The sequence below is a fragment of the Halorussus halobius genome, from assembly GCF_004765805.1.
In the GTDB taxonomy this organism is placed as follows: Archaea; Halobacteriota; Halobacteria; order Halobacteriales; family Haladaptataceae; genus Halorussus; species Halorussus halobius.
This window is the reverse complement of the sequence record NZ_SBIU01000010.1, coordinates 1-13,550: the sequence shown is the minus strand read 5'-3', so window position 1 is coordinate 13,550 and position 13,550 is coordinate 1. Positions and strand designations below refer to the sequence as shown.

Genomic DNA, 13,550 nt, shown 5'->3' with positions numbered 1-13,550 from the left:
TTGGCAACTGCTCGCGGGGATTATACCAGTCTTTATATGGGAAGGCTTCGAAACCCTTCGAAGGGTGGTCGAATGAGCGAGAATCTATCAGAGGCTGATGAATCTGTACTTGAAGAGATAAGGGAAACGACCGGTGTCTCATATGATCCTGATACTAGAACAGTTGAGTTCACCGATGTTAAAAACGACACAGAACAGTACATCTCGTTAGTTGAATATCTAATAGAACAGGATTACATCGAGAAGGACGATCTTCCAGTATCAGCGAAACGTGCGCAGACACGGTATCTGATAAACTCATCGGCGTCCCATGAGAATCGAGATATGGTTCGACCGAGTGAAGTTGGTGAGAGCGCGTTTTTAGAGACTAATCACGACACAGCCTCGAAAAAGCGATACGCAAGCAAGTTCATCGAAGACTTCGTTCTAGGCCGTTAGCTCGGTCACTTTCGTCAACTGTCGTGTAATAATCGGCGACCCCTCGCCCCACTCCCGAATACGATCGATGATCTTCCATTAAAGGAGTTGCTTCCTGATTATTCTGGACCGTGTCATTGAATTCGTCTCATAGCTTGAGTCTCTGAATTGCCGCCTTATCAGAGAAGTCGTCACTGGAACACTGCTATTCTCCACTCAAGTGGCCTAATCGGGGGGTGACACACCACCGTTTCTGATGCTCGACAGATATTTAGTGTAAGCTTGTTTTAGAAGCTCCTATGCGACTGGAAGCGACCGCAAAGCAGGACGAATACAAGGTCTGGATGACCGACGCCGAACTCGAGGAGCTGCGGCGGGCCGCTATGAATCATCGCGACGATCTCATCATCCAACTCGGTGGCTACGTCGGCCTCCGAGCCTTCGAAATCCCGCAAATCCGCCCAGAACACGTGAAACGCACGCCCGACGGCGATCACTACCGACTCCGGGTACCAGAGGGAAAGGACACGACCGGGAACGGCGGCAAGCCCCGTGATGCCTACCTCCCCGCGGACGTCGAGGGCGACGTTCACCGCTATCAGAATGCCGAAGATATAGCGCCAGACGATTTATTGATTGATCTCACCGAGCGCGGTATCCGCGATGTCGTGAAGCGCACGGCCGAGCGTGCGGCCGCCGAAACCGGCGACGACGACTACCAGTACGTGAGTTCCCACGATCTCCGCCGTCGCTTCGCGCAGCGTCTCCTCGTCGACCGCCAGATGAATCCTCGCGTCGTGATGGCCGTTGGCGGTTGGGATAGCTTCCAGGCTATCGAACCGTACCTCAACGCCCCGACGGCCGACGTCGTCAACGATGCCTTCGAGGAGGCCGGACTCGCATGACCGAGGACGATGTCGACCCCGAGAACCCGCGACCAAAGGGCCACTACCCACGGTTCGCGGACAACGAGTGGCATTACGTTCCGGACGAACTCGCACAGACGATCTCGCTGGGGCCGGGCGGCGGCGGTGAGGAAGGGCAAGACTGGGTGCTCACGTACACACCGGAGCAGCGAGATGAGGACGACCGCGAGAAGGTCCTCGTCCGACTGACGCCGCGCGCGCTCCACGAACTCTACATCGAGACGAAGGGCCTCGACGTCGAGACCCGACAGATGGGGCACCGCGCAGAGTGTGACCTCTGTGGCGAGATGGTAGATTTCGAGCGGGCAATTCCGAACGGCGCTGGCGACCCGTGCCATCGTCGCTGCTGGGCCGACGCCTACGGCGCACCTGAGTGGTTTACTGACCACGCGTAGCGAGAATGGGCGAAAACGCGAGATAGGACGGCGAGGGAACCGGTTTCCGGGACGTAAGGGTGAGGTTCAAGCCGGGAAGATGGGGTTGTGGTGAGTGAACAACGCTGGTATCCGCCTTCTGCGATTATCCCGAATCCTTACTTTCCAACCATTCTGTGACTTCTGTGACGTCCATTTTCTCCAAGCGTTCCAAGCCGAGTTCGACGATCAGCGGGTAGAAGTGGCACATCTTCTTGAGTTCACATTAGGTGGTTCACCGATCACGCGTAGCGAAAATCGGTGAAATGCGGAATTGGCCGGCTCATCCACCAGGCTTTGCACCAGCTCGAGGCGGGGCACCGTGAAGATGTACTGGAGTCGGCTGGCGTCTATCGAGCCCCCATTTGCTGAATGTATCTTGCAGAAGAACCAGAGAGGGGCTTCGCACTAAGGAGAGAAGGACTAGCAAGAATAGCAGTGAGAGACTGTTATGAGATATCTCCTTGACGGTGAACGTGGTCTTCTATACACCTGAGTGAGTACGGGGAGTCAACTAATGACGACTAACGATGATGAGACGCTCCGACTTCTTTGTATGGGAGACAACCACGGGGATGTCGACTCACTGGAGCGGGTCGTCGACGGTACTGAAGGCGAGGAATTCGACTTCGTAATTCACGTCGGCGATATCACGAACGCATGGTTTGATGGCGTTGACGAGGGGCGGGAACAGCTCGATGCGGTCACGCCGTATTTCGAGACTCTCCGTGAGCGGGGAGAGCTCCTCTACATCTGGGGGAATCGGGACGGGGCAATCGGCCCGGAACAGCCGTTCCAAGACTACGACCTTCCAGGGACGTTCATCCCCGAAGATGACAGTATCACCGTTGCTGGAGAGACGTTCACGCAGAATCCCGAACTAGTTGAAGACGAGACAATCCTCGTGAATCACTACTGGCACCCCGAACTGCTAGAACACTTCGCGGGGAAGGCATACTTCTCTGGTCATATACACACCGGTCGCTACAAGAACAAGGCTCTCAATACCGCATTCCTCTACCGAACGGCAGACCATGGTGCAGACGCGCTTCTCGGCGCGTACTTCATCGTTGAGATCGCCCCTAACGGAACGTGGAAGGTCGATTTCCGAAACATCGGGCAGGTTCGAAAAGGAATCTGTCCCAAACACCAGGCGCTCGGTGTGCAGTTCGTCCCCGACTACTGGCGAAACGACTGTCAGTTCTGCTACGACGAAGACGAGTTCTACAGTGAGGTCGTCCGCACAGTGCTCTACGGACTGGGAACGATACAAGAGGAAGCCGAGACTGACGAAGTGGTCGAATCTGCAGCCGCAACGTTCGGGGCTACTCCACCGTCTTTCGAATCGAAGCTGCGAGAGTTTCTCGAAGAGCAGGCAGAAGATCATTCATAGCGGCCACTATGGGACGAGAACCAGAATCTATGCCGGTTCTGCCCGGAACCGAGTGATCGGGACGTCGGTGACGTCGTCGTAGTCATCGTCGGCACCGACCAGGAGCATCCCGTCGACGTGCGCTGCGGTCCCGAGTGCGAAGGCATCACCGAGTGCTGGCGAGTAGCGGAACTTGAAATCGGCGGCGGCGGACCACGTCTGTTCGGTGTCGACCCTGCGGATACCACTCTCCTCGAGGACGTCGACGACAGCATCAGCGCGTTCCTCGCCGTCGATTGCACGCACGACGTAGTGGACCTCGGCGAGATTGATTGCTGAGATGTATCCATCGGCCGCGCCTTCGACGGCGTCGACGTACATCTCGACGGTATCACTCCCCGGTTCGTTGCAGAAATAGGCGACAAGTGGTTCGGTGTCGAAGATAATCGTCTCGGGAATGTTAGTCCCCTCTGTCATGTGTCGGCCTCGTCATCACTGGCGTAGCGCTGCCGCAACTCCTCTTCACTAGCCTTGTCCTGCTCGCGTTCCGCCCGCAGTCGTTCGACTGCTGAACGGCCCTGCTCGTCGGTTTTCCCTTCCAAGACTCCACGCAGGTCTGTGACTGAGTGGATGGGGCGGACGACGATCTCGCCCTCCTCGGTGCGAACGAACTTCACGCGACCGGGTGTGTCGATGTCGAGTTCCTCTCGGAACTCTTTGGGGATGGTCGCTTGGCCGCGCGACGATACAGACACTACTTTTTCAGACTCTGCTTTACTCATACTCTCTCAATTCATTACTTCGTCCCAGTCATACATAAGAGTGCCGTGGGAGAGTAATCGAAATCGCCTATGCTGAATCTTCGTCGTCCAATCGTTCTGTGACTTCTGTGACGTCCATTTCCGCCAAGCGTTCTAGACCGAGTTCGACGATCAATGGGTAGAAGTGCCGTGTCTTCTTGAGATTGACCTCGGCGTCAGCCTCCGAAAGCGAGAGATCCAGTCGTTTGAACGCCGTCGTGAGATTACTATCGAGGCCGTCATCGAGGTAGAAACTCCGCACATTCCATTCCTTCTTGATGTTCTGTGCTCTCTGTGAAGCCTGTGACTTCCTCTCGGCCCCTGATTGACTAGAATTCATGTCGTTCTGTGACTTCTCAGAAATGGTCTCGTTCTCGTCGTCCTGGTCGTCGTCAAACCGACGGCTCAGACGTTCGTCGATTTCGTCACTCATCGGCCACCTCCGCAGCTATCTGCGCATACACGTCGGTCATATCGACTTCCTCGGCGTCTTCGGCGAACACCGAACCCTGGTCTTTCACTGCCCGCTTGATTGCTGCCCGGCTTCGAACGGTCCACACTGCGACGCGTCCTTCGAAGCGCTCGTTGAACCAGTCGATGGCCGCCTGCTGTTCATTGTCCAGGGGATAGGCCACGTTCGAGACGATGAGACCGAGGACATCGACGTGCGTGTCGTAGTTGTCCTCGAGCGTGTCCAGCTGGCGGAGTAGATGGTTGAGCGCGAGCTGGGAACTTTCGTCGGCTTCGACCGGGACGAGCAGTTCCTCGGTGGCAAGAACGACGTTATCATTCAGTGGGCCGAGCGACGGCGGCGCATCGATAAGGACGACGTCCCACGCGGTCGCGTTCTCCAGGACTGTCTTCAACCGCAGCCGGGGACGCATCCCGCTCGCGATGAGGTCCTGCTCAAGATGGAACATATCGATGTTGGCCGGAAGGAGATCGAACTCCTCGTGAGCGACAACGAGATCGTCGACGTCGTGGTCGGCGGGCGACTGAAGCGCATCGTATAGCGACGGTGGGTCCGAAGTGTACTCGTCTTCGAACCCAAGCCGATGCGTGAGGTATCCCTGAGGGTCCATATCGACGGCGAGAACGTCTACACCATCGGCAGCGAGCCCGCCAGCGACGTTGATTGTATTCGTGGTTTTACTCACGCCTCCCTTCTGATTCGTGATCCCGATTCTCCGAGTCATAGCTTCCATCCGTTCTGTGCTTTCTGTGACTTCAAATAACTACGTCAGACGCGTTTCGGTCTCTTGCCGTCTGAGTTACCCCACAGATTGATACTCAAAGCGAGACGTGGGGTAACTATGGACGAATCCTTAGAGCCGCCCACAACAGAACCGCAAGCGCCAGAGCTACCGAACTATATTCTCGAACCACTGGACAAGCAGTCGCCCGATCGACTCGATGCGATTGCAACGTATGCCACGAAGCTGGCGGCTTGGAAACGCGCCGAACGCGAGCGTATGGCTGATCAAAAACAGGAAGAGGAATCGATAAGCGAGGCCCAACAGAACGAGCTCGAGGAACGAGACGTCTCGACTGATCCAGCAAACTACGATGATGTCCCAGCTGGTGGTGCCTATATCACGATTAAAGAGACGAAGCCGGGCTATCACTACTTTTACTGGCAATGGCGTGACGGCGACTCCTGGAAAAACGAGTATATCGCACCGGTGAACGCGAACCAAGAGTCTTGATTGCTCTAGATATCCTCGAAGGGTTCTCCCTGTAGTTACCCCACGCATTCAATCATAGATCGCTGGCGTGGGGTAACGTTGAGCAGGAGAGAATATAGCGACTGCTTTGCTGATTGTATTGCTCCCCCTCCCCCCATTTGCGGAATGTATCTTGAGAAAGGGCCGGGGGACATCCTAATATCGAGAATGACCAAAATGTCGAGATCAGCTGTTAGAAGACGTTTAGAGGAGATAAAGACGAAGAACAGTTCCGAAGCCATTCCTCTCCATATAGAAACCATATCTTTCTTTCCATTACGCTCTTACTGTATTACGGATACTGTTACCAGCCCCTTTGCATAAAACCTTCTATCTACAAACCTAGTTACAGATATTCACCAAATCAGCTATCTCAAAGTCTATAAGCTCGATTTTCCCGGTTTTAGTGATTCTTGTCGTGATTCTCCTCTCAACCCCACCCGCCTTTTCGTGAGATACAATCAGTAAATGGGGGGAGAGGGTGGGTTGCGACTGTTCGCTTGGGAAGATTCCAGTTCTCAACAGCCGCTCTGGGCTGTTACGGCTGGTCTATTGAATATTTCCTCGATGGGTGATGCGAGAACGACCTCGATGTCTCTGAGAATACCCTCCGACTTCCTCTGCTGTGGCGAGATACAATCAGCAAATGGGGGGATGACGTCTGTCAGACGTTCGTCGATGATGCTCGGACCCCAGATCGAGAGAATACATTCTGCACATGGGGCCTCTCACAGTATACAATCAGCAAACGGGGGGTGGCCACGTACCGCCTCGACCAGTCTCATCTCTATGTGCTATTGAATTCGTCGAGCTGGGATTCCACGACAAGCTGGAGGGAGTCCTGTTCGGTCTCAGTTATTCGACTGTCCCGCTCAATCGTCTCTTCGACAGTCTCGGGATCGATAGCGAAGGCGTACTCGTTGTGAACACCACGTCCGCGCCCGCGGCCGCTCCGATCCTTCGAGATGATGTTGTACGACGCTAATTCCTTCGCATACCGTCGGAAGGAATCGTCCGATTTCGTGACCGCATCGATGCTGTCGGTCACGTAGCTGTAGACCTCATAGGCGACTGGACCGGGGATCGAATCGAGTGAACGAGTCGCGTGAACAGCGACCGACGTCAAGGCGTACAGAGTGTATTTTTTCTGCGCGGAGAGCCCGTTGATCGTCTTCTGTGCTTGGTCGACGTCGAGTTTCCCCTGTGCAGTTCGAACATGGCGCTCCTCGACGGTCCCGCTTCCTTCGCGGTCGGCCATCTCACCTGCCTTTCTGAGCAAATCGATTGCCTTCCGAGCGTCACCCTCATCTTGAGCAGCGAACGCGGCGGCAAGCGGTATCACATCGCCGGAGAGGACGCCATCGCGGAACGCATCTTCTCGATGCTCGAGGATGGCTCGAATCTGGGTGGCGTCGTAGTCGGGGAACACGACGTTATCTGGATTGAACGAACTGGCTGTCCGCCCATCCAATTTCTGTATCAACTGGGTGTCATTGGTGAGTGCAGCGACTGCTGACCGGCCTTCGATATCGCCCTCGGCGGTAGCGCGTGAGAGCTGATAGAGCAGTCGAGAGTAATCCGGCTCGTCGTCGTTACTGTTCCCGGTGAGATAGTCGATCTCGTCCAGGATGAATAGGATCGCCTCGAAGCGTTCATTGACGATTTCGTAGAGGCGGTCGTACTTGTCTGAGGTTGCCGTCCCCTGTTTTTTGATGCCGATCTCAGCACCGGTCTTCTCAGACACGTCCTGCAGCATCGCGTAGACGGCTTTATCCTCGGAGCTGATCCGCTGGCAGTTGATGCGAATGACGCCGAAGTCGACACCGCGATTCTCACAGAGCGTCGCGACCTCCTCGGCAGTCGCGTTGATGATGAGGGATTTGCCCGTTCCAGAGGGGCCGAATTGGAGAATATTGTCTTGCCGCCCTCCCTTCACTGCGGGGAGGAGTAGTTCGATGATCCGATCTAGCTGCTCGTCGCGACCAACGATGCGATTGGCGTCAATGATCGTATCCGGGTGAACGAGGTCCTTATTGGCAAACACTGACGTCGTCGAATCCTTCTCATTCAGCTGGCTCTCGACGCGATCACGAATCGTCCCACCCAATCCGCTAGTACTGCTCCCCTCTTCTGTGTCCGAACCAGGGTCAGTCTCGGCAGGTTCGTGATCTGATCCCGTAGCGGTCTCCCTGTCAACACCAGATTCGCCGTCTACATCGGGTATTGCACTGTCGTCAGTGATTTCCGCTTGGTCTGGAGTGCTATCCTTCTGCGGCCGGGTCATGAGTCGGACATTTCACCCGAGGGTAAAAGTCGTTGTGTATGCTGAATCTAAATTGCCAGTCCTGGCACTGTACACTCGAAATACCCATCCACTGCACAAATCCGTCTATCCACCGTTTGCAGGTTGTAACGGCTAACGGCGGGTGTCAGTTGCTGAATAGCGTCCTCAGATTTTCTGAGACGTATTAACCAACACGAGTTCTCATTTGCCGCCGAGTGTTGGTTAAGATAGCTGTCTCGGGCCGATCATGGCTGGAAAGACGATGAGATCTACGAGTGCGCATTGAACCGCTACCGCATCACGAATGCCCCCGTCGCTCCGCTCGGGGGCGTGCGCTCGGCTCCGTCAGTCGGGACCCGTGTGAGGGCCCCCATCCTTCGGTCGCCTCGCTTGTGGTGGCTGTTAAGCCTCTGTAAGGGTGTCATAGAAGTCTTCTCATAGTGTTGATTACATCCACTTCTACGGTGAATTGGCCGATAAGTAGGTCTGCGAACTTATTGACTGAGTGTGGGTGCTCGGCGGAATCATCTCGATATTTTGAATTGGCCGCTTGCTGTTTCCCCGATATGATGACAGACGAACTCGGATCCTTGCTCGAATGGTTCGACCTGAAGGACGAACTTCGGACGGGATGGGAACTCCGGAATGTCGACTCGCCTGAATCGGTCGCAGCCCACACGTGGGGGACAGCGGCGCTTTGTCTGCTCTATGCCGACCAAGAAGATGTTGACCGCCAGAAAGCAGTGACGATGGCCCTCATTCACGACCTCGGCGAAGCTCGCACGGGCGATATTGCAACCCGTGCGGAGGACGGACGCCAGACCATTCCCACGTCCGAGAAAGAGACGGCTGAACGGAGCGCGGTAACCGATCTCGTCGGGCCCTTCAACGATTCCGAACTGCTGTCGCTCTGGGAAGAGTACGAAGCCCGTGACACCCCGACGGCACAGTTCGTCAAAGACATGGATCTTGTTGATAATTGTCTCCAGGCGCTCAAGTATGAGCGCCAAAATAGGTACGATGAAGCCGAAACAACTGACCACTTCACCGAGTTCGAGAATCTAGACGAGTTCTTTGCTACCGCCGCGCCACGCTTCCAGACAGAATTCGGCCAGGACCTGTTTAAGCAAATCAAATCGGAATACGAAAGCGAAATCGGACGACCTTGCCAACTATGAATTAGTCTTTGTCACTTACAGGTTCCTCGGTCAGTGTACACCCTGTACTTATCGAATCAGGGTACTCACATAGGTTGTGTGAGAGCCGTTCTATGACACCCTCTCAAACTAGGTAGCAAGGCGGATTCCCCGCCCCACCGTGGGCGGGGTGGAAGCCGACGCCCGCTGCCACAAACCTACCAACTATTAAGTACCTTTACTCTCTATTGAAACTCGTGGCAGACGACTACCTGAGACGCACCGCAATCACTCGCCCCATCCTCACCCACGAGCAGAAGCAACTGCTTGATGCCACTATCAACGAGTGGCAAACTGCCTGCAACACCAGCAGCCAGATCGGATGGGAACACGGTGAAACGCGGAAGACGTACCTCCAAGACCTCGCCTACGGCGATGTGCGAGAGGAAACGCGTCTCGGGAGTCAGCACGCAATCCTCGCCACCCACCAAGCCGCAGCCGCACTCTCCGGCGTCGAAGAAATCAAAGAACTGGACGAGGAGTACAAGACATCACGTCCGGAGTTCACCGCCGAGACAGTGAAATACGACACCCGGACGATGACGATATTCGACGACGGAACAGTCTCACTCGCAACGGTTGACGACCGTATTCGGTGTGATCTTGCGTTGCCTGACGACGAAGATGGCTACCAACACCAGTATCTCAACGATGAGGACTGGGAGGTCACCGAATCCACGCTTTCTCGGCGTGATGGTGACTACTACCTGCATCTCGGTTTTCGCAAACCGAAGCCGGAGAAACAGGTCGAACAACAGGGCGACGACGAGGACAGGACAGTTCTCGGCGTTGACCTCGGTATCGTCAACATCGTCACCACCAGTACGGCGTACTTCGCGTCCGGCAGGGAACTTCGACACCGCCATCGGGAATTCGAGCGGATACGTGGCAACCTCCAACAGACTGGGACACAATCCGCACATCGGACGATTCAGCAGATGAGCGGTAGGGAATCCCGATACGTTCGAGACGTCCTCCACCGCGTGGCCAACGACATCATTGAGGAAGCACTGGAGCATAACTGCGAGTACATCGCGGTCGAGAACCTGAAACACATCAGGGAACGTGCGCCGCCGGTCAAAGAGTTCCACCAGTGGGCGCACCGCCAGCTCGTTGACCTCGTGGAGTACAAGGCTGACGCGGAAGGCATCAGTGTTGAGTACGTTGATCCGGAGAACACGAGTCGGCGGTGTCCCGAGTGTGGACACACTAGCGAAGGCAATCGCGTCAGGCAGGCGGAGTTCGCATGCGAGAAGTGTGGTGCGACAGCGAATGCGGACTATGTTGGAGCGAAAAATGTTGGATGGCGGTACGTCCGTCGCGGCCTACAGTCGTCGCGGCGGACGGGCGACAGTCAACTCGCCCTGAAGTCAGGAACAGTGACGCCGAACCGGGGATTCGTCCCGTCCGACTAACCACAGTCGGGAGAGGCCGAGTTCACTGACAAGCCCTGCGCCACCGTGCGCGGGGCAGTTGACGCACCGAACGAGACTGGAAAGACAGTATCCCGTCGGTGTCCCACAAAACAGATGCCTGTGAAAACGGGGGAGATTCCCATGGCGCGTGATCAGGAAATTACCTTCTACAGCGACGAACAGACCTTACGCGAATTGGACGAGTTGGCCGACGACCAGGACACGACTCGTTCAACCGTCGTTTTCGAACTCGTTCGTGAGGGGCTTCGTCGCGAACGCGAGGGTGCGGTCTCTGCTGAAACGCGCGCATCTGAACGGCTGCAAGACCTCCTCGATGACGGTCTCACAGACATGGAGGACACTGCCCGGGAGATACAGGATTTGAATGCAAAGACTGGCGTCTATGCTGTGGCTGCGTTCGAACTTGTGAAGCAACAACACGGCGAGGCGGCTATTCGAGAGGCCTTGCAAACCGGTGCGCGACGACTCCGTGAGGACGACGTTGACGATCTCGCTAGCGGCGGGGATGACGACCAGGGCGCAACTGCTGAAGATGACTCTGATCAGGACGGCAGTGGACTCGATTTCGAAGCACTACGTGAGGGCAACCAATGACAACGGTCATCGACTCTGATTTTAAGCGCCGAGACACGGGGGCGCTGATGCGCTACATCGAGCACGAGGAAGAGAACCTGCGCGACCGAACGGGCCAGGAAATGGATGAGAGCGAGCAGCAGCATCTGCTCGACCGTTCCGAGGAGAATGGGATGAGTCGCCATCTCATCATCTCGCCCGAGAATGCGGAACAGCTCGATAACAAGGAAATCGGGCGCGCGACACGGCAAACCATCCGTGAGACCATCGGTAGTCGCGAGGGTGTTGACTGGGGCTATGCCGTCCATCGCGATGGTGGTGACCGTCCGCACGCGCACGTGGTCGCGACTGGGCGCGCTGACCAGCCTGGCGACCCGCTCTGGATCGACAGGGAGGATCTCGACCAAATCCGCGACCGAGCGCACGAGCATTCAATTGAGCAGGAGCAGGGCGTTGAGCACGCCCTCGACCAGGCCCTTGACGAGTCAGTGGGCCAAGAGCAGGAACAGGAGCAGATTAGCCAGGAGCAGGAGCAGGACCGTGGACAGGGACATAGTCGATGAGTCTGACGAAGCGGTTCCAGTACTACGTTCGTCCGGCGTGGTTCGTTGTTGGGTGGATTCTGTTGCTCCTCGTCTGGCTCTTCTACTTCCCGACGCCAGAATTCCCAGTCATCCCTCTCTCGATCTGGGGGCTGGCATTTCTCGCGAGTCCGTTCATTCTCTATCGGTACTGGGGAGATCGCCCTCCGCAGCTAACGCTCTCGTCGGAGCGGCTCGACGACTCTGAGGTTGGGCTTCCAGTCAACCACATCAACGAGACAGACCACTTGAGCGGTCGTCTACTGCGGCGGATGATCCCCATCGACGTGACGGGATCAATCGGGATTCTGGGGGCGACTCGGTCGGGGAAGACCAACGCGGCGAAACTGCTCGTGGACCAGATACGCGACAAAACCGATGAGCAAACGCCGTTCATCATCTACGACCACAAAACGGATTTCCAGGATCACCTCGACGAAGATGAGCGCATTGTCCTTTCAGGTCGGAAAGCCGATGTCCAGTGGAATATCTTCGAGGAAGTCGAATCTGAACAGGAGTGCGAAGAGCTCGCTAGAGAGCTATTCCCGGCTCCATCTGATGGCTCTGATTTCTTCGCTGATGCCTCACGTCAATTGTTCGCTGCGGTTCTCCAGGTCATGCGTCGAGAAGCTCCTGACGGAACCACACCAACGAACGAGGACCTCGTAACGTGGATTGAATCAACGACAGTCGAAGAACTCGCTGAGACACTGTCAGAGCATCCTGATCTCCAGGGGATCACTGACTACATCGACCCTGACGCGTCCGAACAGTCGCAGGGCGTCATGGCGTCGTTCCGCAAGGAGGTTCGAAATATGTTCCAGGGCGATCTCTGCGAGGCAGGGAGCTGGTCGATTCGCCAGTACATGGACGACCCACAGGGCAAGGTCTTGATCATCGACTATCCGCAACGGCTCGGCGAATCCACGAAGCCACTCATTCGGTTTACTATCGACTGGTCAATTCGGTTTGCGCTCGACGATGGCGATCAAAGCGCGTACTTTGTTCTCGATGAGTTTGCTCGCTTGCCACCACTACGGCGCATCGGGGATCTCGTGAACGTCGGGGCCGGGCAAGACACGCGGGCACTCATCACGTTGCAGTCCGTTGCACAGCTGTATGATCGGTATGGTCGCGACGGGGGCGATGCACTCCTTTCTGGGCTGCTCTCGACGATCATTCTCCGGCTCAATGACTCCTCGAGTATCGCGTTCGCACGGAGCAGGGTTGGCACGTACTGGGAAGAGCAGGACATCCCTGAATATAACGCCGATGGCGAGGTTTCTGGAACATCGACTGAGGATGTTGAGAAGCACGCGATGGCCAAAGGCGAGTTCGGGGATTTCGCACCGGGATGGGGGGGATTATCGTGCGAAACGACGGGTGGGTTGATGCGCAGATCGACCTGTATGAAGATGTTGCTGAGTACATCACCGATACTGGCTCCACGACCGAGGGACGAGAAGTTGATTCAATCGACGAACGGTGTCCTTACTGTGGCGACGTCGTCACGGACTCCGAATGCGTCAATGGAGACTGCCAGAACCGAGAAACGGTTGTAAACTGACTCAGATCAACGAGATGTAGCAGGATGTCAAAGAACGGGTCACAAAGCAGTAAATTTCGGCACGCTTGCTCAGAATCAGCTGTTTAGTACGACTGCGAATGGTCGATTCAATTCTACAATCGTATCATCAACGTGAGGGTGTCATAGAACGATTCCCACACCAAAGAGCAGGGTGAATGCTGAGATGGTATGGCCTCAGCGACCCTGCAAGATGATCCTTCGGTAGAGACGTTCTTCAATGTCGCGGAGACCGAGACGCTA

The 13,550-nt window shown here is 55.9% G+C and carries 15 protein-coding genes; 10 read left to right on the top strand and 5 right to left on the bottom strand.

The genetic code is table 11. The features are described 5' to 3' along the window. Positions 1–72: 72 nt before the first annotated feature. The 4 genes from EPL03_RS19310 (at position 73) to EPL03_RS19295 (ending at position 3,149) form a co-directional block, all read left to right on the top strand. Positions 73–438 carry a hypothetical protein gene (locus EPL03_RS19310; protein WP_135830730.1) on the top strand — a complete coding sequence of 122 codons (366 nt, stop codon included), beginning with the start codon at positions 73–75 and terminating at the stop codon, positions 436–438. Positions 439–716: 278 nt separating this feature from the next. Continuing rightward, positions 717–1,322 carry a site-specific integrase gene (locus EPL03_RS19305; RefSeq protein WP_135830729.1) on the top strand — a complete coding sequence of 202 codons (606 nt, stop codon included), beginning with the start codon at positions 717–719 and terminating at the stop codon, positions 1,320–1,322. Next, positions 1,319–1,738 carry a hypothetical protein gene (locus EPL03_RS19300; RefSeq protein WP_135830728.1) on the top strand — a complete coding sequence of 140 codons (420 nt, stop codon included), beginning with the start codon at positions 1,319–1,321 and terminating at the stop codon, positions 1,736–1,738. Before EPL03_RS19305 ends, EPL03_RS19300 begins: the two co-directional genes overlap by 4 nt. A gap of 535 nt (positions 1,739–2,273) precedes the next feature. Then, entirely contained in the window at positions 2,274–3,149 is an 876-nt protein-coding gene (locus tag EPL03_RS19295; RefSeq protein WP_135830727.1) for a metallophosphoesterase family protein, read from the top strand. 27 nt (positions 3,150–3,176) lie between these two features. Here the strand turns inward: EPL03_RS19295 and EPL03_RS19290 are convergent, their stop codons facing one another. The 4 genes from EPL03_RS19290 to EPL03_RS19275 all read right to left on the bottom strand — a co-directional run bounded on the left by EPL03_RS19290 (position 3,177) and on the right by EPL03_RS19275 (position 5,124). Next, positions 3,177–3,605, bottom strand: a complete 429-nt coding sequence (locus EPL03_RS19290; RefSeq protein ID WP_135830726.1) for a PIN domain-containing protein — start codon at positions 3,603–3,605, stop codon at positions 3,177–3,179. Then, on the bottom strand, positions 3,602–3,910 hold the full coding sequence (locus EPL03_RS19285) for an AbrB/MazE/SpoVT family DNA-binding domain-containing protein (RefSeq protein WP_135830725.1): 309 nt from the start codon (positions 3,908–3,910) through the stop codon (positions 3,602–3,604). The genes EPL03_RS19290 and EPL03_RS19285 overlap by 4 nt, the downstream gene beginning before the upstream one ends. A 67-nt stretch (positions 3,911–3,977) precedes the next feature. Beyond that, positions 3,978–4,361 carry a hypothetical protein gene (locus EPL03_RS19280; protein WP_135830724.1) on the bottom strand — a complete coding sequence of 128 codons (384 nt, stop codon included), beginning with the start codon at positions 4,359–4,361 and terminating at the stop codon, positions 3,978–3,980. Then, a complete protein-coding gene (locus tag EPL03_RS19275; protein WP_168216309.1) occupies positions 4,354–5,124 on the bottom strand; it encodes a ParA family protein in 771 nt (256 codons plus the stop codon). Before EPL03_RS19275 ends, EPL03_RS19280 begins: the two co-directional genes overlap by 8 nt. 117 nt (positions 5,125–5,241) lie before the next feature. Between EPL03_RS19275 and EPL03_RS19270 the strand changes: the two genes are divergently transcribed. Further along, positions 5,242–5,634: a hypothetical protein gene (locus EPL03_RS19270; protein WP_135830722.1), complete on the top strand. Its 393-nt coding sequence runs from the start codon at positions 5,242–5,244 to the stop codon at positions 5,632–5,634. Positions 5,635–6,439: 805 nt separating this feature from the next. Here the strand turns inward: EPL03_RS19270 and EPL03_RS19265 are convergent. Further along, a complete protein-coding gene (locus tag EPL03_RS19265) occupies positions 6,440–7,936 on the bottom strand; it encodes a Cdc6/Cdc18 family protein (protein WP_135830721.1) in 1,497 nt (498 codons plus the stop codon). 566 nt (positions 7,937–8,502) lie between these two features. Between EPL03_RS19265 and EPL03_RS19260 the strand changes: the two genes are divergently transcribed. The 5 genes from EPL03_RS19260 (at position 8,503) to EPL03_RS19240 (ending at position 13,284) form a co-directional block, all read left to right on the top strand. Continuing rightward, entirely contained in the window at positions 8,503–9,114 is a 612-nt protein-coding gene (locus EPL03_RS19260) for an HD domain-containing protein (protein ID WP_010890466.1), read from the top strand. Positions 9,115–9,329: 215 nt separating this feature from the next. After that, entirely contained in the window at positions 9,330–10,547 is a 1,218-nt protein-coding gene (locus tag EPL03_RS19255) for an RNA-guided endonuclease InsQ/TnpB family protein (RefSeq protein ID WP_135830720.1), read from the top strand. Positions 10,548–10,688: 141 nt separating this feature from the next. Continuing rightward, a complete protein-coding gene (locus tag EPL03_RS19250; protein ID WP_135830719.1) occupies positions 10,689–11,162 on the top strand; it encodes a hypothetical protein in 474 nt (157 codons plus the stop codon). Beyond that, positions 11,159–11,704: a hypothetical protein gene (locus EPL03_RS19245; RefSeq protein ID WP_004592029.1), complete on the top strand. Its 546-nt coding sequence runs from the start codon at positions 11,159–11,161 to the stop codon at positions 11,702–11,704. Before EPL03_RS19250 ends, EPL03_RS19245 begins: the two co-directional genes overlap by 4 nt. Beyond that, positions 11,701–13,284 carry a type IV secretory system conjugative DNA transfer family protein gene (locus EPL03_RS19240; protein WP_135830718.1) on the top strand — a complete coding sequence of 528 codons (1,584 nt, stop codon included), beginning with the start codon at positions 11,701–11,703 and terminating at the stop codon, positions 13,282–13,284. Before EPL03_RS19245 ends, EPL03_RS19240 begins: the two co-directional genes overlap by 4 nt. Positions 13,285–13,550 lie beyond the last annotated feature (266 nt).